Origin of the sequence: Microbulbifer sp. YPW16 (genome assembly GCF_021290385.1) — a bacterium.
Taxonomy (GTDB): Bacteria; Pseudomonadota; Gammaproteobacteria; order Pseudomonadales; family Cellvibrionaceae; genus Microbulbifer; species Microbulbifer zhoushanensis.
On the sequence record NZ_CP089928.1, the window covers coordinates 330,452 to 356,157 of the forward strand.

Annotated in this window: 23 protein-coding genes; 5 read left to right on the forward strand and 18 right to left on the reverse strand. The window is 61.0% G+C overall.

The window, feature by feature from the left end; all coding sequences use genetic code 11:
* Window positions 1-40: 40 nt before the first annotated feature.
* Together fdhD and LVE68_RS01430 are read left to right on the forward strand one after the other, a co-directional pair.
* Window positions 41-904 (forward strand): formate dehydrogenase accessory sulfurtransferase FdhD, encoded by an 864-nt coding sequence (gene fdhD, locus LVE68_RS01425; RefSeq protein ID WP_232942475.1) that lies wholly within the window; start codon window positions 41-43, stop codon window positions 902-904.
* On the forward strand, window positions 901-3,225 hold the full coding sequence (locus tag LVE68_RS01430) for an FdhF/YdeP family oxidoreductase (RefSeq protein ID WP_232942477.1): 2,325 nt from the start codon (window positions 901-903) through the stop codon (window positions 3,223-3,225). Before fdhD ends, LVE68_RS01430 begins: the two co-directional genes overlap by 4 nt.
* A gap of 18 nt (window positions 3,226-3,243) precedes the next feature.
* On the opposite strand, the gene LVE68_RS01435 is transcribed toward LVE68_RS01430, so the two are convergent.
* The 14 genes from LVE68_RS01435 to LVE68_RS01500 all read right to left on the reverse strand — a co-directional run bounded on the left by LVE68_RS01435 (window position 3,244) and on the right by LVE68_RS01500 (window position 14,979).
* Window positions 3,244-3,564 carry a YidH family protein gene (locus tag LVE68_RS01435; RefSeq protein ID WP_232942479.1) on the reverse strand — a complete coding sequence of 107 codons (321 nt, stop codon included), beginning with the start codon at window positions 3,562-3,564 and terminating at the stop codon, window positions 3,244-3,246.
* A 216-nt stretch (window positions 3,565-3,780) separates the two neighbouring features.
* Window positions 3,781-4,425 (reverse strand): lysophospholipid acyltransferase family protein, encoded by a 645-nt coding sequence (locus LVE68_RS01440; RefSeq protein WP_232942481.1) that lies wholly within the window; start codon window positions 4,423-4,425, stop codon window positions 3,781-3,783.
* 143 nt (window positions 4,426-4,568) lie between these two features.
* The gene (locus LVE68_RS01445) at window positions 4,569-4,835 is read right to left on the reverse strand and encodes a hypothetical protein (RefSeq protein WP_232942483.1); all 267 of its coding nucleotides are present in this window, start codon (window positions 4,833-4,835) and stop codon (window positions 4,569-4,571) included.
* Between the two features lie 117 nt (window positions 4,836-4,952).
* Complete coding sequence (gene hypE, locus LVE68_RS01450) at window positions 4,953-5,990, reverse strand: hydrogenase expression/formation protein HypE (protein WP_232942485.1); 1,038 nt, start codon at window positions 5,988-5,990, stop codon at window positions 4,953-4,955.
* Window positions 5,980-7,083 (reverse strand): hydrogenase formation protein HypD, encoded by a 1,104-nt coding sequence (gene hypD / locus LVE68_RS01455; protein ID WP_232942487.1) that lies wholly within the window; start codon window positions 7,081-7,083, stop codon window positions 5,980-5,982. The genes hypE and hypD overlap by 11 nt, the downstream gene beginning before the upstream one ends.
* Window positions 7,080-7,319 carry a HypC/HybG/HupF family hydrogenase formation chaperone gene (locus tag LVE68_RS01460; RefSeq protein WP_232942489.1) on the reverse strand — a complete coding sequence of 80 codons (240 nt, stop codon included), beginning with the start codon at window positions 7,317-7,319 and terminating at the stop codon, window positions 7,080-7,082. The genes hypD and LVE68_RS01460 overlap by 4 nt, the downstream gene beginning before the upstream one ends.
* The gene (hypF, locus tag LVE68_RS01465) at window positions 7,310-9,634 is read right to left on the reverse strand and encodes a carbamoyltransferase HypF (RefSeq protein ID WP_232942491.1); all 2,325 of its coding nucleotides are present in this window, start codon (window positions 9,632-9,634) and stop codon (window positions 7,310-7,312) included. Before hypF ends, LVE68_RS01460 begins: the two co-directional genes overlap by 10 nt.
* Window positions 9,624-9,896, reverse strand: coding sequence for a hydrogenase/urease maturation nickel metallochaperone HypA (locus LVE68_RS01470; RefSeq protein ID WP_232942493.1), 273 nt, complete (start codon window positions 9,894-9,896; stop codon window positions 9,624-9,626). The genes hypF and LVE68_RS01470 overlap by 11 nt, the downstream gene beginning before the upstream one ends.
* Window positions 9,896-10,378 (reverse strand): hydrogenase maturation protease, encoded by a 483-nt coding sequence (locus LVE68_RS01475; protein ID WP_232942494.1) that lies wholly within the window; start codon window positions 10,376-10,378, stop codon window positions 9,896-9,898. The genes LVE68_RS01470 and LVE68_RS01475 overlap by 1 nt, the downstream gene beginning before the upstream one ends.
* Window positions 10,375-11,706 (reverse strand): Ni/Fe hydrogenase subunit alpha, encoded by a 1,332-nt coding sequence (locus LVE68_RS01480; RefSeq protein ID WP_232942496.1) that lies wholly within the window; start codon window positions 11,704-11,706, stop codon window positions 10,375-10,377. The genes LVE68_RS01475 and LVE68_RS01480 overlap by 4 nt, the downstream gene beginning before the upstream one ends.
* A complete protein-coding gene (locus tag LVE68_RS01485) occupies window positions 11,693-12,517 on the reverse strand; it encodes an oxidoreductase (RefSeq protein WP_232942498.1) in 825 nt (274 codons plus the stop codon). The genes LVE68_RS01480 and LVE68_RS01485 overlap by 14 nt, the downstream gene beginning before the upstream one ends.
* A gap of 40 nt (window positions 12,518-12,557) precedes the next feature.
* The gene (locus LVE68_RS01490; RefSeq protein WP_232942500.1) at window positions 12,558-13,364 is read right to left on the reverse strand and encodes an FAD/NAD(P)-binding protein; all 807 of its coding nucleotides are present in this window, start codon (window positions 13,362-13,364) and stop codon (window positions 12,558-12,560) included.
* Entirely contained in the window at window positions 13,361-13,843 is a 483-nt protein-coding gene (locus LVE68_RS01495; RefSeq protein WP_232942502.1) for a cyclic nucleotide-binding domain-containing protein, read from the reverse strand. Before LVE68_RS01495 ends, LVE68_RS01490 begins: the two co-directional genes overlap by 4 nt.
* Window positions 13,843-14,979, reverse strand: a complete 1,137-nt coding sequence (locus LVE68_RS01500; RefSeq protein ID WP_232942504.1) for a 4Fe-4S dicluster domain-containing protein — start codon at window positions 14,977-14,979, stop codon at window positions 13,843-13,845. Before LVE68_RS01500 ends, LVE68_RS01495 begins: the two co-directional genes overlap by 1 nt.
* Window positions 14,980-15,112: 133 nt before the next feature.
* Here LVE68_RS01500 and LVE68_RS01505 point away from each other — a divergent pair, with 133 nt between their 5' ends.
* Both LVE68_RS01505 and ppsA read left to right on the forward strand, forming a co-directional pair.
* Window positions 15,113-15,664, forward strand: coding sequence for a GNAT family N-acetyltransferase (locus LVE68_RS01505; RefSeq protein ID WP_232942506.1), 552 nt, complete (start codon window positions 15,113-15,115; stop codon window positions 15,662-15,664).
* 131 nt (window positions 15,665-15,795) lie between these two features.
* The gene (gene ppsA, locus LVE68_RS01510) at window positions 15,796-18,216 is read left to right on the forward strand and encodes a phosphoenolpyruvate synthase (RefSeq protein WP_232942508.1); all 2,421 of its coding nucleotides are present in this window, start codon (window positions 15,796-15,798) and stop codon (window positions 18,214-18,216) included.
* Window positions 18,217-18,449: 233 nt separating this feature from the next.
* Here the strand turns inward: ppsA and LVE68_RS01515 are convergent, their stop codons facing one another.
* Window positions 18,450-21,116: a cation-translocating P-type ATPase gene (locus LVE68_RS01515; protein WP_232942510.1), complete on the reverse strand. Its 2,667-nt coding sequence runs from the start codon at window positions 21,114-21,116 to the stop codon at window positions 18,450-18,452.
* 261 nt (window positions 21,117-21,377) lie between these two features.
* Between LVE68_RS01515 and LVE68_RS01520 the strand changes: the two genes are divergently transcribed.
* Entirely contained in the window at window positions 21,378-22,496 is a 1,119-nt protein-coding gene (locus LVE68_RS01520; RefSeq protein ID WP_232942512.1) for a glutaredoxin family protein, read from the forward strand.
* A gap of 73 nt (window positions 22,497-22,569) precedes the next feature.
* On the opposite strand, the gene LVE68_RS01525 is transcribed toward LVE68_RS01520, so the two are convergent.
* Genes LVE68_RS01525 through LVE68_RS01535 form a run of 3 tightly spaced genes read right to left on the reverse strand, consistent with a single transcriptional unit; the run spans window position 22,570 to window position 25,699 of the window.
* Window positions 22,570-23,481 (reverse strand): F0F1 ATP synthase subunit gamma, encoded by a 912-nt coding sequence (locus LVE68_RS01525; protein ID WP_232942514.1) that lies wholly within the window; start codon window positions 23,479-23,481, stop codon window positions 22,570-22,572.
* Window positions 23,478-24,953: a F0F1 ATP synthase subunit alpha gene (locus tag LVE68_RS01530; RefSeq protein ID WP_232942516.1), complete on the reverse strand. Its 1,476-nt coding sequence runs from the start codon at window positions 24,951-24,953 to the stop codon at window positions 23,478-23,480. The genes LVE68_RS01525 and LVE68_RS01530 overlap by 4 nt, the downstream gene beginning before the upstream one ends.
* Entirely contained in the window at window positions 24,950-25,699 is a 750-nt protein-coding gene (locus LVE68_RS01535; RefSeq protein ID WP_232942518.1) for a F0F1 ATP synthase subunit delta, read from the reverse strand. The genes LVE68_RS01530 and LVE68_RS01535 overlap by 4 nt, the downstream gene beginning before the upstream one ends.
* Window positions 25,700-25,706: the final 7 nt, after the last annotated feature.

The following is a 25,706-nucleotide window of genomic DNA, read 5'->3' on the forward strand; positions in this document are numbered from 1 at the left end:
GTTGGCTGGCGGCCAATCTTTCAGCCGGAGGAGCGCGAATATGCCCGAATGCCAATCCGTGGATGCAATCCCCGGGAGTCGGGAGGCTGGCACTGATACTTACTGCTTACCGGAAGGCGGGGATTCCGGGGCCGACCGTTCTCAGGCCCACCGCCAGGGGCTGGCACAGGAAGCCGCAATTGCCATCAGCTATAACGGCCTGAATCACGCCGTAATGATGGCGACCCCGGACAACCTGGCGGATTTTGCCGTTGGGTTCAGTATCAGTAACCGGGTTATCGATTCTCCGGATCAAATTCTCGATATCAGTGTCGACTACCAGCAGCATAGCGCCTGCCTGGAGATCACCCTGGTCCAGCGGGCACTGCACGGCCTGAAAGCCATGCGGAGAAACCTGGCAGGCAGCGGCAGCTGCGGGCTCTGCGGAACCGAGGCGCTTCAGCAGGCCCTGTTACGCCCCCCGGCGAACTCGATTGGCCCCAATCGGCCCCTCCCACCACAGGCCCACCTCCGCTCGGTGCGGGAACGCTTTCAGCAGGTACAAAAACATCGTCACCACAGCGGGGCCATGCATGCCGCACTGTATGTGAGCTCGCACGGACAAACGTTACTTTGCCGGGAAGATATCGGTCGCCACAATGCGCTGGATAAACTGCTGGGTGCCTGCTTTCGCCAGGGAATCGCACTCGAGCAGGGATTCGTTGCGGTTACCAGCCGCTGTGGCCTGGAGCTGGTGCAGAAAGCGGTAAGGGCGGGGGTCGGCACCCTGGTGAGCCTGTCTGCACCAAGTGATTTCAGCGTGCGCTGGGCCCGGGACTGTGGCCTCAACCTGTTACACCAGACCGCCCGGGGCGAAGGGCGGATCTATAGCCCGGCACCGGAGTCGGATGAGGAACGCCTATGAAGCCCCCGATAGAGCCCTTTCGGTTTCACCCCTATCGCAGGCCCGCGGCGGGGTGGGGCGCCCTGCGCAGCGTGGCCCATACGACCCGGGCCAGCCAGCAGGCCCTGAAAAACCTGCTGTTGCTACTGCGTATCAATCACCACGGTGGATTTGACTGCCCGAGCTGTGCCTGGGGTGAGGCCCCTGATGAGGGCCGGATCCGCTTCTGCGAGAACGGCGCCAAGGCCACAAACTGGGAGGCGACCAGTCGCAGGGTTGATGCCGCATTTTTCCGGGAAAACAGCATCACTGACCTGTTGCGACACACGGACTACTGGCTTGAGTTCCAGGGCCGGCTGACCGAACCGATGTACTTTGACAGTGAGGGTGACCATTACCGTCCGATTTCCTGGGATGCAGCGTTCGAGCTGGTTGGCCGGCACCTGAATGCGCTTGCGTCGGCGGACGAAGCCGCCTTTTACACGTCCGGGCGCGCCAGCAATGAAGTGGCTTTTCTCTACCAGCTGTTCGCGCGGGTTTTCGGTACCAACAACCTCCCGGACTGCTCCAATATGTGTCACGAGGCAAGCGGCTATGCCCTGAAAGAAAGTATCGGGGTGGGGAAGGGGACCTGCACCTACGAAGACCTCGAACAGGCGGATACCCTGTTTATTTTCGGCCAGAATCCGGGCTCCAATGCGCCTCGCATGCTGGACCCTGTCAGCAGGGCGGTCAAGCGGGGAGCACAGGTAGTGGCAATCAACCCGCTTCGGGAAGCGGGCCTGCAACGGTTCCAGGCGCCCCAGAACCCGGTTGAAATGCTGACAGACGGAGCGACACCAACCAGCAGCGCATATTTTCGCCCCGCACTCGGCGGTGATATGGCAGTGGCACGCGGCGTGGCCAAGATTTTGTTCGAGCGACAGGAAAGGGCGGACAACGATGGTGGCGCCGGCCCCCTGGACCTTGAATTTATCCGTGAGCACTGCAATGGCTTCGGCGAATACCGGGAACTGGTAACGGAGACTCCCTGGGAGCATATCCTGCAGCAGAGTGGGCTTAAAAAAGAAGAGCTGGAACAGATCGCCGATATTTATGCTCGCGGTAAACGCGTGATTTTCTGCTGGGGCATGGGGATTACCCAGCATTATCACGGTGTGGCGACGATACAGGAGCTCACCAACCTGCTTCTCCTGCGCGGCCAGATAGGCCGGCCCGGCTGCGGTGCCAGCCCGATTCGCGGGCACAGCAATGTCCAGGGTGACCGGACTATGGGCATCAACGAGAGGCCCGCTGCGGATTTTCTCGATTCCCTGGAAAAGCGCTTTGGTTTTAGCTGCCCACGGGAACCGGGTGTGAACGTGGTGCAGGGCATCGGCGCCATGATCGAGGGCCGGATCAAGGTGTTTATCGGTCTGGGGGGCAACTTTGCCCAGGCGACCCCGGACAGCCAGCGTACGCACGAGGCGCTGCGATCGTGTGATTTAACGGTCCAGATCAGTACCAAGCTCAACCGCAGCCACCTGGTTACCGGTCGCGAGGCCCTGATCCTGCCGTGCCTGGGGCGCACGGATATCGACGAGCAGGCTGCGGGTCCCCAGGCGGTAACGGTGGAAGACACGTTCAGCATGGTGCACGCATCCTATGGGCAGCTGCGGCCATTGTCGTCCCGGATCCGCTCGGAATGTGCCATAGTTGCGGGCATCGCCAATGCCACTGTAGGTAGTGAGATTGTCGACTGGCTGCATCTGGTGGAAGACTACAGCCGGATCAGGGACCTGATCGAGAGCGTCATTCCCGGGTTTGATGACTTTAACCGCAGGATCGGGCAGCCCGGCGGCTTTTACCTGCAAAACGCGGCGGCCAAACGACACTGGAAAACCGCTTCCGGCCAGGCCAGCTTCAAATCCAACCCGCTACTGGATTCGCTGGTGCGAAGTGAGATGTGCGACAAGGGCGAGCGCCGGCCAGATCTGCTACTGCAAACCATGCGCTCCCACGACCAGTTCAACACCACTGTATACAGCCCAAACGACCGCTACCGGGGTATCACCGGTAGCCGCCAGGTACTGTTCGCCAATCGGGAGGATATCAGCCGGCTGGGTTTCAGCGAGGGACAGCGAGTGGACATCGTCTCCCTGTGGGATGATGACGTCGATCGGAGAGTGGAGGGATTTACCCTGGTTGCCTATGACATACCCCCGGGGCAGGCCGCCGCCTATTACCCCGAGACCAACCCGCTGGTGCCACTGGAGAACTACGGTATAGGCAGTTTCACACCGGCATCGAAGCTGGTCGGCGTCTGCCTGGAGGAAAGCGCAGCAACAGAGCGTATCCTCTGATCCCCGGGCGAGCCCTGGTCACGCCAGGTGCGCGGTAAAGACGGCCATCAGGACAAACAGGTCGGCGATCAGGATCACCAGCAAGAGGTCAAATTTACTGACCTTATCATCGGGCTCGGCCTGGTTATCGATTTGCTTGCGGTGCACGCGCATTCGCAGGTATGCCAGCAGGATCACCAGGCCGCCACTTGCGAGCATGGCAACCTCGGACCACGGTGACACCGGTTGCTGGCCCAGGCGGCCCGCGGCAAGCCCAAAGCCGACGACAGCCACGGCGGTTCGCACCCAGGCGAGAAAGGTGCGCTCATTGGCGGCGTGATCGGGGAACCTGCTTGCCATAACGGTTGCCAGCACCAGATTCAGGGAACAGGGGTGCAATTGTAGCTCCCATTGTTGGTGGCAGGTGTGTTATGTGAATACTTAATTTAACATAATCTATATTATGCGAACTATGGTTGGGGGAGCCGACAGCCAGTGCTTGTCCTGTATGGCCAGCTAAACCAGGCGGTTCCTTCGAGCCCACCAACGGTAAGCCACGTGACTTACCGCGAACGTTCAATCTCTGCTCACCAGCTCACTCGCCTTCTTATCCACGGCTTCTAGCGCCTGGTGGACTTTATCTTCCCAGAATGGAATATCTTTGTGATCAATGTCGGACGGAATTCGTAGCGGTTCACCGGCAACAAGTGCCACCCGCGTGAACATCCCCGGCAGTTCCATACGGTCCCATCGCCGATTCATGACGTGTTTGCGACGGCTTGCAGTGGACACGGGAACAAGGAGAAAACCCAGTGATGAGGCAAGCTCAATCGCCCCCCTTTTTACCACATGATAAGGCCCGAGCGGTCCATCCACGGCAAGCGCGGCAGCAGATTGCGTAACTAGCTCGGCCCGCATGAGATCAAGCAAATTTGCTTCGTTATACCGGGCTGGTAACTGGATACATGTATAGCCAAAGTGACGGCATATCTCACAGATAATTGCTCCCCGAAACGAATGGCTCGCAAAAACACAAGCCTTTCTCCCGCGTAACAGGGTGAACAGCGGCAGATACTGGCCATGCCAGAACACAACTATAAGCCGCTTGCCCCTGTAACGCACATCATCCAGGCGGTCCAGCCCCTCGATTTCAACGCGCCATGTTGTGCATTGCAGCCGCAGAATCCCTGCGCCAATCAATCCCAGAATACGTGCCCACATGCCTGATCTCTGATGAGCTCCTTTGCGGCGATCACCCCACACCTGAATTGCCCCTCCTGGCTCACATTAGCGGACGTTAGTTGGTGCTTTGCTCCTGGGCGTGAGTCCCTTCAAGTTAGCCTGCAGTCACGATTCGCACATCCTCAGATGTCGTCAATATCCATCTGGCCCTCCAGACCCTGAACGCGACGCAGCAGCGACGGCTTTGCGATGCGGTGCAGGCAGTGGTCGCGAACAATCGCAGTAAGGCCCTTGCTGGTATGAAGTGTTGACATGTATTCGCGGACCCAGGTGCGTGCCTCAGCCTCTGTGCCGAAATCTGCGCAGACAAGCTGCCATAAGAACTGGTCCAGGCTGATAGATACCCGCTTTGTGTCCGCATTCCTGCCGTCGATGATGATTGACGCCATATTGAGCTCACATAAAGTTTTATGTGCATTATACATAACTATTTATGGCGAGCCCGCGCGAACGGTTTACATAAATATTTATGTGCGTGCGCCTCACTGCCTTGGCCATGGAATCCTTCAACAGATCCGCGGCAGCTGCTCGCCGGGCAGCCGGTGCAACAGCCGCTCACAGCCCAATGCGTTCTGCAGAATAACCTGCTGGCGATCTCCACCAGTAACTGTTCCGATGGCCCGGCTCCCCACTGTGACTGGATCTGATTCCAGCACGGCGAGTGCCGATTCAACCTGGTCCGCGGGCACAAAGGCAATAAAGCGCCCCTCATTGGCCACATATAACGGGTCCAGGCCCAGCATTTCGCAGGCGCCCCGCACGGCATCACAGGTGGGAATGTCGGCCTCCCGCACCAGGAATTCCCTGCCGGCGGTTTCCGCAAGCTCCACCAGTGCCGTAGCCAGGCCGCCGCGGGTCAGGTCACGCAGGCAGTGGATGCTGATGCCTGCGTCCAGCAGATTTTGCACGGGGCGGTGCAGGGGTGCGCAGTCACTTTGCAGCGGGGAATCAAACTCCAGTCCCTCGCGACGGGCCATTACCGCCATGCCATGGCGACCGATATCCCCGGACAGCAGAATCACGTCACCGGGCCGGATCTGGCCGGGTTCTATCGTGAACGATTCGTGCAGTACGCCAATGCCGGCGGTATTGATATAGATACCATCACCCTTGCCCCGCTCCACCACTTTGGTGTCCCCGGTCACCAGCTGCACGCCACAGCGCGTGGCCGCCGCGCCCATCGAGGACATCACCCTGGTCAGGGTATCCAGGGGCAGCCCCTCTTCCAGGATCAGGCTGCAACTCAGGTACAGCGGCCTGGCACCACTCATGGCCAGGTCGTTTACGGTGCCGTATACCGCGAGCCTGCCGATATCGCCACCGGGGAAAAACAGTGGAGTAACCACAAATGAGTCGGTGGTGAATACCACCTGCCCGGTTGCCGGTGGTAGCGTAGCGCTGTCGTGCCCCTGGGCAATCCAGGAATTATTGAAATGCGGGAAGACACAATCCCGTAGCAACCTCTGGCTGAGTTCTCCCCCACTGCCGTGGCCCAGGCGCACGATTTCGCCGGTATCTGCAGGTAGTGGGCAGTCAATGTTCATTGGCAGGTTCCTGTCTGCGGTAGCCGTAGTAGGCGGCACAGGCGCCCTCGGATGAAACCATGGGCGCGCCGAGGGGCTTTTCCGGTCGGCAGCTGTTACCAAAATGTGGGCAATCACCGGGTTTTTTATGCCCCTGCATGATCTCCCCACTGATGCAGCCACTGGTATCCGCCCGGGCAATAATATCGGTGCAGAACCTGCGCCCGGCATCGAACAGGGCGAAGTCCTGCCGCAGGCGCAGCCCACTGGCAGCGACTGCGCCAACCCCGCGCCAGTTCTGGTCGACGACTTCGAATACCTGCCTGACCATTTCCTGTGCGGGCAGGTTGCCATGGCGTTCTACTGCGCGGGCATACTGGTTTTCCACCCGGCAACTGCCCTCCTCCAGCTGCCGCAGGCAGAGCATCACACCCTCGAGGATATCCAGCGGTTCGAAGCCGGTGACCACAATGGGGATCTGGTATTTCCTTGCCAGTGGCGGGTACTGCTCGTAGCCCATTACCGCACACACATGCCCGGCCGCCAGGAAACCCTGCACGCGACAGTTTTTCGCAGAGCAGATGGATTCGATCGCCGGTGGCACCAGGAAGTGGGAGACGAGCAGGGAGAAATTCCGCAGGCCCTTCTCCCGGGCCAGGAATACCGCCATGGCATTTGCGGGGGCAGTAGTCTCGAAGCCTATGGCGAAGAAGACCACTTCCCTGTCCGGATTCTCTTCTGCCAACGTGACCGCCTGCAGGGGCGAATAGACGATACGGATATCCCCACCTGCGGCCTTGACCGACAGCAGGTCACGATCGCTCCCGGGCACCCGCAGCATATCGCCGAAGGAGCAGAAAATAACCTCCGGCCTGGAGGCAATGGCGATCGCGCGGTCGATGGCTTCCAGCGGCGTCACGCATACCGGGCAACCCGGTCCATGGACCAGTTCCACTGCAGCAGGCAGGAACTGCTGTAGCCCGTATTTGACAATGGCATGGGTCTGGCCGCCACAGACTTCCATAATGGTCCAGGGCCTGGTGTTGAGCCGGGCAATTTCTGCCGCGACCTTTTCGATACTGTCCCGCTGGCGATACTCATCCAGGTATTTCATGGTTCACCCAACTCCCCAATCTCCTCCAGGTAACGGAATATCCTGCGGGCCTCATCCTCGTTGACCCGGCTGATGGCAAACCCCACATGAACAATCACATAGTCACCTACGTCGGCTTCCGGGACATACGCCAGGTTCACCTCCCTGGAGATGCCGCCAAAACTGACCCTGGCACTGCGCTCCAGGGGCTCGGTGTTGAGAAACGCCTCCACGCGTCCGGGGATACCTAAACACACAGGGTACTGCCCTCCCCTTTATGCGTCCCAGGGGATGCCATACAGCAGGCATAGTAAACCTGCCCCAGCGCGATACCACCGTCGTTCGGAGGCACACTGCCGTGGCAGTGGACACGGAACCCGGCCTGCCGCAACAATTTCGCAGTGGTCTCAACCAGTCGCCGGTTCTGGAAAACCCCGCCGGACAGGAAGATATTGTCCTCCCCGGCTTTTTGCGCGATGGCCAGTATCATCCGGGCCAGGGTGTTGTGAAACGCGGCAGCCCTGTCCGCAACTTCGGTCCCTGCAGCTCCTGCTTCCAGCAACGCGGTAATAACCGGCGCCCAGTCGACAAGCCAGAGACCGCCACGCTGCTGCAGACCGAATGGGTAACTGGATGAATCATCTGATTCCAGTGCGGCATGCTCCACCGCCATCGCCGCCTGCCCCTCAAATGTGACTTCAGAGGCAAGACCCAGCAGTGACGCCACCGCATCAAACAGGCGACCGACGCTGCTACAGCGGGGGCTGTTGAGTTCCCGTTCGAGCATGCATTTGAGAATCCTGATTTCGCTGCTGCTGAATTGCCTGCTCAGGTATTGTTGGGTCTCCGCCCCGTCGCCCAGGGCTTCGAACAGCACACTGGCGCCAGTTCGGCGCGGCTCCCGCACAGCACGCTCGCCTCCCGGGAGAGAGAATTCCCGCAGGCTCGCAAACGGGGTAACCGTAGTGCTGCCATCCCAGCGCAGGAACTCTCCTCCACGTATGGCGCCGTCGCCATCATAGCCGGTGCCATCCCAGCAGATACCCAGGGCGGGCCCATAGTGGGCATGTTCTGCCATGCAGGAGAAGAAATGGGCCCGGTGGTGTTGGATACCGGTATTTTCCAGCTCACTGGATCCCGCCCAGCGGTGTGACGCATACCCGGGATGCAGGTCGTTGAGCAACACGCATCGATCCAGCTGGTAGAAACGCATTAGGTCTTCGATTGCTCCCCTGAAGGCTTCCATTGCCATCGGGCTGTCGAGGTCACCGATATGCTGGCTCAGCTGCACGGTATTCCCCCTGGCAATAGCCACGCAGTTTTTCAGGTCCGCGCCTACAGCGACCCGGTCAGTACTGCTGGCCTGCCCAGGTAACTGTAATGGCAGTGGTGCATAGCCACGCGCCCGGCGCAGCATCACCGGTTGGCCATCGATGATCCGCTGTACCGAGTCATCCAGTGCGCGCACAATGGGGCGGTCATGCAACAGGAACTGGTCGGCGATCCCGCCCAACCGCTCAAGTGCCTGGGCATTGTCGGTGCAGATGGGCTCCCCCGCCAGGTTGCCACTGGTGGCAACCACCGGGCGTTGCAGTATCTGCATCAGCAGGCTGTGCAGGGGAGATGCCGGGAGCATGACTCCCAGTAAGGGATTCTGCGGGGCGATACTTGCAGCGATATGCATGTCAGCCTGACCTTTTGCCGTCAGCAGGACAATCGGTCTCTCCCGGGAACAGAGCAACGATTCCTCCTGCCTTGAGACATGGCAGTCCCTGCGCACAGTGGCGAGGTCCGGGTACAAAACCGCGAAAGGCTTGTGCGGACGCTGCTTGCGCTGTCGCAGCCGCCTTACAGCGTTCTCGTTACTGGCATCGACCAGAAGCTGGAAACCGCCAACGCCTTTGAGGGCGACAACCTGGCCGCTATCGATTGCGGCTGCTGCCAGTTGCAGGGCCTGCCCCATGAGCGCGATAGAGCGGCCCCGCTGATCCACAAGTTCAAGCTGAGGGCCGCATTCGGCGCAGGCATTGGGTTCCGCATGGAATCGCCGATCCCGGGGATCCGTATATTCACGGTGGCAATGTTCGCACAGGGCGAAGCTTTTCATTGCGGTGTTGCCGCGATCGTAAGGCAGGCGCTCCAGGATGCTGAAGCGCGGGCCGCAGGCCGTGCAGTTGATGAAGGGGTAACGGTAACGGCGGTTCGCCGGGTCGAACAGCTCGGCCAGGCAGTCATCACAGGGCGCCAGGTCGGGCATTACAGTCGCGGACGGTGCGGCACCGCTGTCACTCTCACGGATACAGAAACCGATATCATCCCGCAGGGGAACGGGTGTGCTCACCAGCCGGTCGATGCGGCTGTGTTTGGGTTTGTGCTGTTGTAGTCCCTGCACAAAATCCCGTATTTTTGCGCTCTTGCCCTGCACTTCCAAGCACACGCCCCGGGCGTCATTGGCGATCCAGCCATGCAGCCCACTTCCGTGCGCCAGGCGGTGCACAAACGGGCGAAAGCCGACCCCCTGGACCACCCCGCCGATCTCGATACGCAGGCGCTCTACCGAATTATTCTGCATCGGTGCCCTCGAACTCCAGGCTGTCCAGTACGATCTGCTGGGCCTCGGAATGGTGTATATCGGACAGTTCATCGATATACAGTCGCAGGCCTTCCAGGGGCGTGCCCGCAGTCTCACGCTCAAAGTGTTCACGCAGGTGATCCGCCGAGATATGTGCCAGCGCACCGAGGCGAAGCCTGGCGGCAACCAGCCTGCCCCTCTCGCGACCGGCCAGCAACCGGATCTTTCCTACCAGGTCCTTGATCAGGGACTGTTCGTGCATCAGGGGCCTCCTGCCTGAACTTTCAAAAATTCCAGAATTTCCTGTTCGACCTGCGCTGCTGCGGCTTCCACCGCGGGCGTCATGGTCGCGCTGGTGGAAAAGTCCTTGCCGCAGATGGCAAATATCCTCAGCGTCAACGGCAGTGAATCGAGCAGCCTGGCGAGCTCCAGGGTTTCGGCCAGCGTAAAGCCATGGCTTGAAGTAATACTCAGGCCTGCGGGCAGGGTTTCATCCAGTCCGTCCAGACGAATGATTTCACCCGGTGCCGTGCCGGAGACCACCATAGCGTCCACGAGCACAACCGGGCGAGCCTTCCAGTCGTCCAGAAGCCTCGTCATATCACCGCTGTTTTCAATATACTCGGCAATACCGCCGAGCCTGTCGCGCAACCGGTGTAACAGGTACGGGCCCACACTGTCGTCACCGCGAAAGCGGTTGCCCAGGCTGATGATCGCCCACCCCTTTACCGTGTCCCGTGTCACCCGTCGTTTCCCCCGGAGTTGCCTCCCGCGTGTTCCAGGTGCAATTGGAGGAAATGGGTCGAGCAGGAGATGCAGGGATCGTAATTGCGAATCGCCTGCTCACACTGGGCCTGCAGCCGGTCCTCAGGCAAGTGCAGGTACTGCGGCAGCATATGGCGCAGGTCATCCTCGATGGTCTTCTGGTTCTGGGAGGTGGGCGCGACAATCCTGGCGTCAGTGATCTTGCCTTTATCGTCGATCCCGTAGCTGTGGTAGAGCAGCCCCCGCGGCGCTTCCGTTGCCGCGCACCCATGGGACTCCCGCGGCTTCGTTTCCAGGTAAGCCTGCTGTGGCTGCTGGTAGTTGTCGATAATCCGCAGGGCCTCGTCAAACGCGTAGAGCACCTCCAGGCTACGGACCACAATGCTCTTGAATGGGTTGGCGCAGAATGGTGGGAAGCCGACATCCTCTGCCGTCTCCTGTACCAGAGGCGACAGGCTGTCGTAATTGAGGTTATAGCGGGCCATGGGGCCGACAAAATAGGCTCCCCGCTCCACCAGCGTACTGTGCAGTGCATTGGAGTACTCGATATGTTCTTCCCGGAAATGCGCATCATAGGCCTGTACCGGGATGTCCAGGCCGCGGGTGGAGACGATACGGCCTTCATTCATCGGGTATTCGTTCGGATGCGAGAGAGCGACAAACTCGTATTGATCGGCCGCGGCCCGTTCGAACTTCGGGAATGATAATGACGCAGCCCATCGAACCCCTTCCACTGCCAGATCCCGCGCCCGCAGCAACTGCTGTCGCAATGGCTCCAACTCGGCCCTCACCGGCACCCGGTAAAACCCGCCGACGCGCACATTGATCGGGTGAATTTCCCGGCCCCCCAACAGGCTCACCAGTGCATTGCCGGCCTTTTTGATCGCCAGCCCATCCTGCACGATTTGCGGGTGGTCCTTTGCCATCGCCACAGCGCTCTCATAGCCGAGGAAGTCCGGCGCGTGCAGCATATAGATATGCAGGCTGTGGCTCTCAATCCACTCACCGCAATAGATCAGCCGGCGCAGTGCCCGCAGTTCCGGTGTGGGGGCCAGGCCAAGCGCGTCCTCAATCGCATGTAAAGAACTCATCTGGTAGGCCACCGGGCAGATACCACAGATGCGCGCGGTAATATCCGGGGCCTCAAGGTAGTCCCTGCCGCGCAAGAATCCCTCAAAGAAACGGGGCGGTTCGAAGATTTTGAGTTTGACGTCGTGCACACCGCCATCGTCATAACGGATATACAGCGCCCCTTCGCCCTCGACCCGGGCCAGGTAATCCACCTTGATGGTTTTAGTCCTGGCCATCGGCCTGCTCCTGGTTGCCGGTGCTGGCCTGGCGGCGGCTTTCCCGCTCGAAAGCCGGCGCGGCCGCATTGAAGTTGCGCAGGTTCTCAATGATCGTGACACGTTCAGCGCCGAGCTCTTCCCGCCACCAGTGGCACAGGGACTCCGTATTGGGGTTTTCCTTGGGGCCATAGCAGCTGTAACAGCCGCGGTTATAGGTGGGGCAAATGGCCCCGCACCCGGCGTGTGTTACCGGGCCCATACAGGGCGTTCCGTGGGCTACCCAGACACAGACATTGCCCCGGATCTTGCACTCCACACACACCGAGTGCGGCGGCACCTGGGGTGGGCGTCGGTGCAGGAAGGCGCTGATGACCTCCAGCAGTTGGCGCTTGTTGATCGGGCAGCCCTGTAACTCGAAATCCACCGGCACGTGGGCGCTGATGGGAGTCGAGGTTGCCAGGGTGGCGATGTATTGCGGGTGGGCGTACACGACAGCGGTAAATTCCTCTACATCGGCAAAATTGCGCAGTGCCTGGATTCCGCCGGCGGTCGCGCAGGCGCCGATCGTTACCAGGGCGCGGGACTGGGCGCGTACCTCACGAATGCGGAGCGCATCCTCTGTGGTGGTGATGGATCCTTCCACCAGGGAAAGATCATAGGGGCCCGCCACCTGCCGGCTGCTGGCCTCCATGAAATAGGCAATATCGATTGTGTCCGCCAGCTGCAAAAGTTCATCTTCACAGTCAAGCAGGCTGAGCTGGCAACCGTCGCAGGAAGCGAATTTCCATACCGCCAGTCTGGGTTTGGTGGGCTCTTGCATATGGCTCATCGCCTGCGAGTAGGCTCCTGCCCCTCAGTCACCTGAATCATTACAGGGCCCTGATGTTGAACCACTGCCGGATATCCCCGTAGCAGAACACCGGGCCGTCCTTGCAGACAAAATTCGGGCCCCACTGGCAGTGTCCACAGTGTCCCGTTGCGCACTTCATATTGCGCTCCATGGAAAGGAAGATAGCTGATTCCGGTACCCCCGCCTGGCGCAGGGTCCGGATGCAGAAGCGCATCATGATCTCCGGGCCGCAGACGAAGGCGACCGTCCTGGCCGCGTCGAACTCGGCTGCCTGCAGGGGGTCGGTAATAACGCCGATATGCCCCTGCCACTCGTCGACGGCGTGATCGACCGATTGCACCAGTTCCAGCGCTTGCATCCACCGCTCCAGTTCCGACTGGAAGAGACGCTCTGCCGGGCGTCGCGCACCATAGAAAAGCCTTACGCGACTGGTCTGGATACCGCTGCGCAACACGCTGTAGATCACCGGTCGCAACGGGGCCAGGCCCAGCCCACCGGCGATAATCACCAGGTCACTGCCGGCCGCTATTTCCAGCGGCCAGCCATTCCCGAAAGGGCCCCGAACACCCACCTGGTCCCCACGCCGCAATCGTTCCAGCGCGGCCGTTACCTGGCCCTGTGTGCGGATGGTATGAACCAGGCTCCCGTCCCGCGATTCCGGGCCACTCATCGAGATGGGGACTTCGCCGGCACCGAAGGCATAGAGCATGTTGAACTGCCCGGGACGAAAGGCATCCGAATCGTCCTGCTCAGGGGACAGATGCAGCGTGAAGGTGCCGGGATATTCCTCCTGACGATGCTCGATACGGTACATCTGCGGAATCACTGGCGATCCCCAACCAGCGGAGACGGTTGGGCGTAAACATCCAGCAGCTGGATTCGCGCAGCCTGTAGCCGCTCGGTGGCGATCCGGGCAAAGCGCTGCATCAGCTGGAACCCCAATCGTGGCTCTGCCTCACATTTTTCCCGCAGGCACTTGCCGTTGAGGCGTATCGCGTGTACCTGATCCATCGCGCGGCCGTCGAAGGTCCACTGGTAGGGGGGGAACAGCCAGGACCAGCCAAAGACGTCGCCGTCATGGAGGGTCTGCAGGCAGATTGGCCCACGATCCGGACGGTAGGTTTCCACTGCGACCCTGCCCTTGCGAATCAGGAAGAAGTAGTCCGCCGGCTCGTTCTCCTGTGCCAGGTAGTCCCCGGCAGCGTATATAGCGTTCTCTCCGCAGCCAGCGATGAACTCCAGGTCTGCCGGGGCCAGGTCGCGGAAGAAAGGGTGTTCACGGAGCATGTCGGGGATCTTCTGCATTATTGCTCCGGGCCGGGTTTCTCGAGTTCACGGATGTTCCGCACTTCCTCGGTAAGGTCGATACCCACCGGGCACCAGGTAATACAGCGCCCGCAACCCACACAGCCGGAAGAACCGAACTGGTCGTGCCAGGTGGCCAGTTTGTGGGTCATCCACTGCCGGTAGCGAGATCGCGTATCGGCTCGTACGGGACCACCGGTGACATAGCTGAAGTCAGCGGTAAAACAGGAATCCCAGCGCTCCCAGCGTTCGGCATGGTCGCCACTCAGGTCGGTGGTGTCCTCCACCGTGGAGCAGAAGCACGTCGGGCAGGCCATGGTGCAATTGGCGCAACTCAGGCAGCGCTCGGCGACCTGGTCCCACGATGCACTCTCGTAGTTGCGGTAGAGCAGTTCCTTCAGGTCGGAGCTGTCAAACCGGCGGGGCCCCTCTTCCATCTGGCGCACGGCATTCTGAACGCCCCGGGCCGCAGCCTCCTCGTGCCGTTTCCCAGAAGGCGTCACCGGTAACTGGCGCAGGACCTGGCTGCCGCGGTATGAATCGCTGCCAATCAGGAAATAATGCTCATCACCATCGATTACTTCGGTCATCGCCAGGTCAGTGGCGAGGGTCACCTTCGGTCCAGCATTCATCGAGGTGCAGAAGCAGGTGGCGGCTGCGGAAGTGCAGTTCACCGCGACAATAAACAGATTGCTGCGCCTCTGGGCGTAATTTTCATTGGAGTGCTGGTCGTCGACAAATACCCGGTCCTGTATGGCGATGGCATGAAGCTCACAGCTGCGTACGCCGAGAAAAGCCATTCGGGGTGGCTCTTCAGTAATTTCCGTTACCTGGATGTCATTAGTGTCCTTGCGCGCCTTCCATACCTGTCGGCGCGGCAACTGCAGGAATTTTTTCCATGAATGCGGCCCGACCGCATAGCCGAAATAGGCGTCATCGTCACGGCGCTCCAGGCGGTAACAGCCCTTTTCCTGCCTATCGGTCCAGCCCTGAGGCAGGTCTGCGGCGGACGCAACGGTGTCGTAGGTAATTGCCTTGTCACGCAGCACAGGTCCCATCACCTGGAAGCCTTCCTTTCGGATCGCCTGGACCAGGAGGTCGAGGTCACCTGCCTGCAATATAAAGTCCTGCATCATGTGCTGCCGTGACCGTTATTCCCCCTGGTGCGCGTAAATAAATCTGTGCGGTTGGCCCTAAGTACCAACGCAGATCTATTATTTAGGCTGATTGTAGGAACCGGCAGGCCAGCTTGAGAGGAGGCAGGTGACAATGTCCGAGGAGCAGCACCAAGAGGCACTATCGCGAACTGTGACGGAAAAGCTCCGGAATGGCCAGGTGGTGACAATACGCCCAATAAACCGGGGCGATATTGACCTGGAGCGGGAATTTATCACCAACCTGTCGGCGGAGTCCCGTCATTTCCGGTTCCTGGGCGGTGTCGGAAAACCGAGCCAGCAGATGCTGGAAAGGCTGACAGATGTCGATCACAACCAGCGCGAGGCATTTATCGCCATCATCAGCGAAAACGGGGCAGAAAAGGAAATCGGTGTCTCCCGCTACGCGCTGGAAGCGGGTGGCGCAGCTGCTGAGTGTGCCGTCGTGGTTGCGGACGACTGGCAGATGCAGGGCCTGGGCACCCTGCTGTTGAATCGACTGATCGAGTCGGCACGGGCCAGGGGCGTCGGCCACCTCTACTCGATTGACTCGGCGGAAAACACACGGTTGCAGAAAGTAGCCAAAGCCATGGGTTGGGAATGCCATACGGATCCCGAGGATCACACCCAGCTCATTTACCGGCTTGATCTCACCGCAGAATCGTAACCAGGCAGGCATGGCGGGGGGCGCGCCGGGGCGCTCCCTCCCCCCCCCTCTCCATCAGCTGATACTACTGCACCCGCCGGTTTCCTCAACGTACCCTGTTTACCCAGCCGTCTCGCCCGAGGACCCGTATCATGCCGCACAGTCATTACATCCGTTGGTTTGAGTGCATCTCACTGGGCGATATCGCGGAAGTTGGCGGAAAGACCGCCTCTCTCGGTGAAATGTACCGGGCCCTGGCGCCCCAGGGCATTCGTGTCCCCAACGGGTTTGCCATCACCGCCAATGCCTACCGCGCAGTACTGGACCAGGGCAATACCCGGGATACTTTGCACGAACTGCTGCGTGATGTCGGCAATGCCGGAGGTGATAAGCAGGGCCAGATTGCCGCGGAAGCCCGTAAAGCCGTGTATGAATCAGGATTACCGGACGACCTGGCCCGGGAAATCACCGATGCCTATGTCGAACTGTGCGAACAGTATGGCCCGCAGCTCAGGGTTGCCGTGCGCAGCTCCGCCACCGCAGAGGACCTGCCCGACGCCAGCTTTGCCGGCCAGCACGACAGCTTCCTCAATATTGGTGACTCCGAAGGGCTACTGGAGGCCTGTCGTCGCTGTTTTGCGTCGTTATTTACCGAGCGTGCAATCAGTTACCGGGAGCGCAACGGGTTCGATCATTTCAAGGTGGCACTCACCATCGCGGTGATGAAAATGGTCCGGGCGGACCTGGCCGCCAGTGGCGTTATGTTCAGCCTGGACACGGACAGCGGTTTCCGCGACGTAGTCTTTATCAATTCGGCATATGGGCTGGGCGAAAATATCGTCCAGGGGGCCGTGGACCCGGATGAGTTCTACGTGCACAAGCCAACTTACGAGCAGGGCCATCGTTGTGTCTTGCGCCGCCAGCTGGGCGCCAAGCAGCAGACACTGGTCTGCGATGAAGACCTGAACAGCCAGGAGCTGCATAACATCGATACCCCCGGGGCCCGTCGCGAAATTTACAGCCTGGATGACGACGATGTACTGACCCTGGCGGATTACGCGATTCGCACCGAGAAGCATTACAGCAGCGTACGGGGCGTGGACTGCCCCATGGATATGGAGTGGGCAAAGGACGGCGATGACGGGCAGCTGTACCTCCTCCAGGCGCGGCCGGAAACCGTTGCCTCGCAGAAGCCGCGTAACCAGCTTAAGCGTTACCATTTCAGGGAAAAGCCAGACAGCGAATCCCTGCGCGCCAGCGGGCGGGCTATCGGTACCGGTATTGCCAGTGGCACCCTGCGCAGGGTGGACAGCGTGGACCAGCTGGCAGGCTTCGGGGATGGCGAGGTACTGTTCGCCGAAAGCACCAGTCCCGACTGGGGCCCGGCCATGCGGCGCGCGGCGGCACTGGTTACCGAGCGTGGTGGCAGGACCTGTCATGCGGCCATTGTTGCGCGGGAATTTGGTATCCCGGCGGTGGTCGGCATTGGCGACGAAGGCCGCAACCTGCAGGCGGGCCAGATCGTCACCCTTTCCTGCGCCCAGGGTGACGTGGGCAGGGTCTACGACGGGGAGATACCGTTCGAGGTAACCACGATCGAGCTGGACCATGTTCCCCGGCCAGAGACCAGGATGATGATCAACCTGGCCAGCCCGGACCAGGCATTTCGGCTGAGTGCCCTGCCCTGCGATGGTGTCGGCCTGGCGCGTATGGAGTTTATCGTCAATGAACATATCATGGCCCACCCGATGGCGCTGGCCCACCCAGAGAGGGTCGAGGATGAAAAGGACAGGCAAAAGCTCCAGCAACTGACGGCCGGTCACGAAAGTGGTGGGGCATTTTTCATCGAAAAACTGTCCGAGGGAATCGGCACCATTGCCGCTGCTTTCTACCCCCGGCCAGTGATTGTCCGTACTTCGGATTTCAAGACCAATGAGTACGCGCGGTTGGTGGGTGGAGCCGGCTTCGAGCCCCATGAAGAGAACCCGATGCTGGGGTTCCGGGGGGCCGCCCGGTATGCCCACGAGGCCTATGCCGATGGCTTTGCGCTGGAGTGTGCCGCCCTGAAACGGGCACGGGAAGCAATGGGCCTGGATAATATCAAGGTGATGATTCCCTTTTGCCGACGCATTCCCGAGGGCGAGCAGGTGTTGCAGGCGATGGCTGACCACGGGTTGAAACAGGGGAGGAACGGCCTGGAGGTCTACGTCATGTGCGAGATCCCCAATAACGTGGTGCAGATAGACGCATTCAGCCAGCTGTTCGACGGTATCTCCATCGGCTCCAATGACCTGACGCAGCTGGTGCTCGGTGTAGACCGGGATTCAGACATTGTCGCCTTTGATTTCGACGAGCGGGATCCTGGCGTATTGGAAATGCTGCGGCTCGCTATTGAGGGCGCACAACGCAACGGTATTCCGGCCGGTATCTGCGGCGAGGCGCCGTCGAACTACCCGGAAGTGGCCGAGTACCTGGTGGAACTGGGGATCGATTCCATCAGCCTGAGCCCGGATGCATTGTTGCGCACCATCGAGAGGGTGGCGGCCATCGAGGAAAAGAAAAAATCGGGATAGGTGCAGCCGGCGGTCGCGTCGCGGCCAGCGGCCGCTCCTGCGGGTGGGGATGCGCACTCACCGATTTTGTAGGAGCGGCTGCCAGCCGCGATTACCTCCGGGTTATCGAGCCCCGATCGCGGCCGCGGGCCGCTCCTACAAGGGGTGAAGCACACTCACGGATTTCTTAGGAGCGGCCCATGGCCGCGAAAAATATGTCCCAGAAGATTTCCCAAACGTGGCGGTTCACCGCGCTATCCGGCAGCTGTATTACTCTCGCGCCAGTTCGAAATGCGCAACAGCAGCTCCATCGCCAGCAACTGCAGCATCGCCAACGACAACAGGCCTGTCCAGTGTGCCAGGCTCACTGGCGAAACGCCCAGCACACCCTGCATCAGAGGCGAGTACATCGACAGGATATGCAGACCCTGGGCCGCCAGTGTCCCCAGTAGCAGCACCGGGTTGGAGAAAAACGGCTGGTGGAAGATGGAGCGGACTTCCGAGCGGCTGTTGAACACCTGCACATTCTCAAACAGCACCATCAGCAGCAGCACACTGTTACGCGCCTGCTCTACCTGCCAGCCCTGCTGCAGGAGCCAGTAAAAGCAACTGAAGGCGACACCGCCCATCACCAGGCCGGAGGTAATGACCCGGCGTAACATCAGCGGATCGAACAGCGACTCCCTGGGCGGGCGCGGCGGGCGCTGCATCTCATCACCCTCTCCCGGCTCCAGTGCCAGGCCCACGCTCTGCACACTGTTGGTAACCAGGTTGAGCCATAACAGCTGAACCGGCGTCAGCGGTAACGGCATTGCGAAGGCGGTGCTCAAGACGAACAGGACAATTTCAGCGGCGCCAGTGGAAATCAGGAAGAACACGACCTTACGGATATTCCGGTAGGCGATGCGCCCCTCCTCTACCCCGGCCACCACCGAGGCGAAATTGTCGTCGGTCAGCAGCAGGTCAGCGGATTCCTTCGCCACCTCGGTTCCCCTTTCTCCCATGGCCACACCGACATGGGCGCTATGCAGCGCCGGGGCATCGTTGACCCCGTCTCCGGTTACCGCGACAAACTCACCCTGGCGCTGCAGAGATTGTACAATGGTCAGCTTCTGGTCCGGCGAAACCCGCGCGTAAACACGGGTACCGGATGTCAGCTGGTCGACAGCCCTGCTGCCCTGGGCCTCCGCCCGTGCCAGCTCCATACCGGTCACAGCCCCGTCTTCACGGTCCGCAAGTTTCAGTTCCCGGGCGATGCTCAGGGCAGTGTGCGGATGGTCGCCGGTGAGCATGCACACATGGATGCCGGCGGTACGGCAGTCCGACACCGCCTGTGCCGCTTCCGGGCGCAGTGGATCCACCATGCCGACCAATCCCAGCAGGCAAAGGTTATGCAGCTGTTCGGGGAAAACACGGTCGCTTGCGGGCAGTTTGCCCTCGGCCAGCGCAAGGACCCGCGCCCCGCGCTCGGCCAGGCTCTTCATCGCGTCCAGAGCGCGACTGTTGTCCAGGGGGACATCGCCCGCTGCAGTGGCCATGCTGCTGCACATGGGCAACAGTTTTTCCAGCGCGCCCTTCACGCAGCTAAGTCCCCGTTCGCCGTCATTGTGCAGGGTCGCGGCATAACCCAGAGCGGGTTCGTAGTGGATCTGGGAGCAAAGCGGATATCGAGCCAGTAAATGACCGCGCTCGATACCACATTTACAGGCCATGGCCAGTAGTGCCTGGTCCACAGCGTCGCCGCTGCCCTGCCACTGGCCATCATCTGTCTTGTGTACCTCCGCCTCGTTGCAGAGCGCGGCGACGCGACACAGTCGCTCAATCACCTCGTCGCTGGGATGATTTGTGCCGATGTGGTAATTGCGGTCGTCCAGCAAGGCCACCTCGCTGGCCGTGAGCCGGTTCTCTGTCAGGGTGCCGGTTTTATCAGCGGCAATAACGGTGCAGGAGCCCAGGCTCTCCACGGCTACCAGTTTGCGGACAATGACATGCCGCCTGACCATACGACGTGTGCCAATGGAAAGCACCACCGTCAGCGCCATCGGCAGGCCCTCGGGAATGGCAGAAACTGCCAGGGCTACCGCCGTCATGAATATCAATAGTGGCGGGGTATCCCGGGCGAGTTCGATCGCAGCCAGCAGCGCCACGCTGACCAGTAACGCGATGGTGAGTTTTTTGCTGAAGCGCTCGATACGCTGGAACAGCGGTGGCTTCGCCTCCTCCGCAGATTCCAGGCTCAGGCTCAGCTTGCCAACCTCGGTCGCGAGGCCGGTACCGGTGACCACCCCCCTGCCACGGCCCGAGGCAACCAGGCTGCCAGCGAAACACTGGTTGAACCTTTCCGCCAGCGGTGCGTCCGGTGCACAGAGTAGGTCACTGTCCTTGCCCACCGGCAATGACTCACCGGTAAGGACGGACTCATCCACTTCCAGGCCTTTTGCCTCTAGCAGGTACAGGTCGGCCGGTACCCGATCCCCTGAACCCAGCAGCACCAGGTCTCCCGGTACCAGCTCCTCTCCAGGAATCTCGATGGTTTCGCCGTCCCGCACTACCTGTACCCGGTTCACCATCAGTTTGCGCAGGGCCTGCGCACTGCGATGGGCGTGGTACTCCTGCAGGGCCCCGATTAACGCATTGAGCAGCAGAATCAACCCGATAAACGTGGCATCCGCCAGTTTGCCGACACCCAGGGATACCGCCATCGCCGCCAGCAGCACATAGATCAGTGGGCTGGCGAACTGGCGCAGGAAGAGCCGCGGGAACCCGGGCAGGCGTGGCGTTGGCAGCGCGTTGGGGCCATATGTTGAGAGCCGCCGGCTGGCCTCTGCCGTGGTCAGGCCCGCATCGCTACTGTCGAGTAACGCGGTCACTTCCCGGGGCGACAGGGATTGCCACTGGCGCTGGGGGTTGCTGTCAGGCATTGCAACTCGGGATTGGGGGAACTGGATAAACAAACATTAGCAGCCCCGGCCAGATCGGCGGGGCGTTCTCCGGCAGTGCCAACCGGGGAATCCAGCTGCATTCCGGGCTAGCTATACGGTTGCACTCACGGCCGGAAGCCTGCCACTGCCATTACGTCTTTACTGAACAGTGACATGCCAATACAGCGGTTGCCAATGAGTTTTCTGCAAACACTTCGGATGTGCTGGCCAGTCTTGCCCGCCCCAGGCTGGCGAGTACGATTGTCGGTTCCTGTCCGGACCATGCTGGTTTTGCTGTCACTGGCCGGTGCGGCAGTGGCGGATCAGGCGAAAGCGGAACAGGTGCTGGAAGTATTCGTGCGGGATGGATGTCCCCATTGTGCCGCAGCCAAGGAATACCTGCCACAGTTCGCCCACGAGCACCCCGGGCTGCGCATTGTCTACCGCTCACTGGACAGTGACCCGCGAGCTGCTGAGGACCTTGCCCGGCACTCACGCCGCGCCGGCGCCTGGCCACCGGGCGTGCCCACTTTCGTGATCGAGGACCGGGTACTGGTGGGTTTTGCCAGCCCCGCGGTTACCGGGCCGCAACTGGCGGAACTGGTAAAAGGAGGCGCCGCAACGCCGGGAAAGACTGAAGCGGCAGGCCCCGGCGGACTGGATGTCGCCGACCTGGGCCTGCCGCTGTTCACAATCGCCCTGGGGCTGATCGACGGCTTCAACCCCTGCGCCATGTGGGTGTTGTTGATACTGCTCTCGATACTGGTCAGGTTGCAGGATCGCCGTCGCATGGCACTGATTGCGGGTACCTTTGTACTCGTCAGCGGGGCTGTTTATTACGTGTTTATGGCAGCCTGGCTGAACCTGTTCCTGCTGGTGGGGGTTTCCGCACTGTTGCGCTGGTTGCTCGGAGGCGTGGCGCTGGCGATCGGTGCCCTCAACCTCCGGGACTTTTTCCGCAGCGGCGTCCGCAGTGGACGCGAGTACACGCTGTCGATCCCGGAATCCGCCAAACCGGGGCTCTACGAGCGGCTGAGGCGGGTACTGCGGGCCGATAGCCTGGCAGCGTCACTGGTTGGCGTTGCGCTGCTCGCGATCCTGGTGAATTTTATCGAGCTGCTGTGCACGGCCGGGCTCCCGGCAATCTATACAGCGGTACTGTCCCGGCAGGAGCTGGGGGCCGGCGCGTATTACGCCTACCTGGGGCTTTATATCCTTGCCTACATCGCCGACGACCTGTTGATGGTAAGCATCGCGGTTATCGCCCTGGGCAGCCGCAGGCTGACAGACAGGGCCGGGCGCTGGCTGAAATTTACCAGCGGGCTGGTGATGCTGGTCCTGGGCGTGATCCTGGTGCTGTTCCCGCAATTGCTCGTATAGCTTGCTGGCCTGGCCATCGTTGCGGTAACCGGACCCCGCTGAGAATCCAGCCTTGCATCGCACGAAGCGGTGATTACCGGTTGGCATCCCCCTTGTCTCTCTCGTTATCCCCCTGCAGGGATTCCTGATCGCGAGGCATACTGGCGCTGTCTGCATTCAGCAGGATCACTTCGATCTCCTCGGTGATTTCCTCCTGCCGAAGCTGGCTGGCTTTGCGATGCAGCAAATCCAGTTTCTCATCCAGGTAATGACTGGCACCTTCCAGGTGCTGCATGCGTTGCTGGTTCTCAGCCATCAGTGACAGGTAAATGATTTTCTGCAACGACTGCAGAAGGTATTCCTCCGCCAGTTCACGCACAAGGGTTGCCGGGGAAAGGTTGAGTTGCGGTGGGCAAGGATAACGCTGCACGCGATTTCGCAGCCCCTGGAACGGCGGCAAAAGCTCATCCTCCACCACCGCCTTCCGCTGTGGGTCCCGGTAGAGCACTGTAAGTGCCGTGGCGCTTGCACCCTGCAGCTCAGCCAGCCGCACCAGCAGTTGCTGCAGCCGCGAGTTGACCTCATCCGCCAGCGCTGCACCGTCCAGCGCCGCGACAAACCGGGGATGGCCCTCCAGCCTTGCGCATAGCCGGCGTCCCCAACCGATAATACCGGGCCAGGCATCGCTGCGGACCGGTTCCCGCGCGAGGCACTCCTCCAGCCTCTCTACCAGGCTCTCATTAAAGCTTCCGCAGAAGCCACGTTCGGAGCCGATCAGCAGGTAGACGTGGCGCAGCTCCCCCACCGGCGATGGCAGAGCATCGGGAAAATAGCTGAGCAGGTCTGCTGCCGCAGTGTTCATCGTCTCGACTACCCGGCGCTGGCTGTCAAGAGTCTGCGCCAGCCGGCGAACCTCCATAAAGGCCATCGCTTTCATTGCTCCGACAATCTCACGGGTTTCGCCCAGTTGCCTTTCGTGCCGGGCCAGCTCCTGCTGGCGGCTCATGTTGCTGCACCCTCAACAGTGGAGAACACCTCCCGGGTTAGGCAGGTCCAGTGTCGGCGCGGGTCGTCCAGGACTAATTCACTGGTTTCCATCCTCGCCTGCAACTGTGCCAGGAACTGCCGCACCTGCTGTGGGTCCAGGTTATCGAGCAGGCCATCGTTAAACGCAACCATCCACGCCAGCTGGTACTCGATCGACAGGGGCGCAAGGCGCTCCTGCTTGAGAACTTCCCGCAGCACCCGGCCACGCCGGATAGCCTTTTCCATTCCCGCTTCCAGCCGGGCACCAAAGCGGGTAAACATTTCCAGCTCGAGAAACTGCAGGTAATCGAGCTTCATACGCCCTCCTTCCCGCTTGACCGCCGGGTGCTGCGCACGGCCGCCTATCCGGGATACCGACATGGGGATATCGATGGCGGGCCGGAACCCCGCAGTGAACAGTTCACGGTTCAGGTAGACCTGGCCATCGGTGATGGAAATCAGGTTGGTGGGGATATAAGCGGCGATCTCGCCCTGCTTGGTCTCCACAATTGGCAGCGCGGTCATGCTGCCGCCACCCTCATCCGGGCCCAGGCAGGTAGCACGCTCCAGCAGGCGCGCGTGGACGGAAAAAATATCGCCTGGATAGGCCTCGCGACCCGGCGGGCGCCGCAACAACAGGGACAGTTCCCGATAGGTTTTTGCGTGAGTAGAGAGATCGTCGTATACCACCAGGGTGTGGTGGCCCCGTCGCATCCAGTACTCGGCTATGCTGCAGCCGGCAAAAGGCGCCAGGTGCTGCAGCCCTGGTAGTGCGCTGGCTTCCGCTACCACCACGGTGGTGTAGTCCATGGCGAAATAGTCCCGTAGCAGGCGGATGCTGTTCACCACTGCCGAGCGCTTCTGGCCGATCAGCACATAAACACAGCGCACGCCCGAGTTGCGCTGGTTGATCACCGCGTCCAGGGCGAGCGCGCTGCGCCCCAGGCCCTCGTCCCCGATCAGCAACTGTCGCTGACCGCAACCGATGGGGATAAGCGTGTCCAGCACCTTGTTGCCGGTATACATCGGCCGATGCACGAAGTCCCGCTGCGTAATCGGTGGAGACGCCATTTCCATACGTCGCCAGCCCTGGCTATCCACTGTCCCCTTGCCATCGAGCGGATTACCCAGCGGGTCCACGACCCTGCCCAGCAGTGCATCCCCCACCGGCAATCCCAGTGGCCGCGGATACCGGTGTGCGGTTGTACCGGCAGTCAGTTGCTCGGTCTCTGTCAGCAGCACAGCGCCCAGCAGGTTGCCCGAGAGGTCGAACACAAGGCCCCGGCTGCCATCGGCGAATTCAAGCAGGTCATCCATAGCCGCGGTTGGCAGGCCTGCGACCCAGGCGATGCCGTCACCGACTGAAACCACCCGTCCCTGCTCGTGGATGCGCAGCTGTGGCCGATAGCCCTCCAGCCAGCGTGCCCGGTCCGGCAATAGCCTGTCGTTCACGATCCCGCCTGTGGCAGTTCGGTAAATGCCTGCAGCTCGTCCCGGACACTGGCCCCCAGCTGCCACGGGCCGACAGTAATGCGCAGGCCAGCTAGCAACTTCGGGTCCTCGACAAAGTGGCAGCGGATACCAGGTTGCAGGACCTCGCCCAGTACCTCCTCAATGTCCCTTCGCTGGTCCTCCTCCAGCGGGAAGGCGCTGGTGACCTCAGCCAGTTCGCCCCGCTCCGCAAGCTGCTCCCGCAACGGCGCGCGCTGTTCATCCGGGAGCTCATCCAGGGAGCGCAGCAGGAGCTCCAGCAGGCGCTGCTCGAGCTCCGGCCCTGCGCCCTGCTGCAGTAGCCGTGCCGCGAACTGGCCGCCCTGGCGCAGGGCTGCCTGCTCCAGCTGCCGCTGTAGCTCCCTCCGCTGGCGCTTGTCGGCAACCTCTGCCTGCTGGCGCCGCTGTTGCAATGACTCCTCCAGTTCTGTTTGCCGCTTTGTGCGTTCGGTGCGCATCTCGGCCTGGAGTTCCTCCCGCATCTGCTCGCTCTCAATTGCCCACTGGGACAGCCGCTGCTCGTATTGCCGCTGTAGGCTGGCGGCCTCCGCACGGGTCTGTTCAGCCGTGGCCAGGCTTTCCTCGATGCTTTCTTGCCGTCGGGCAATAACGGATTGCAGCGGCTTGTAGAAAAACCGCTTGAGGATCCACACAAGTACCAGGAAGTTAATGATTTCCAGCAGGAAGGTCGACCAGCTGAGCTCCACGGCTTAC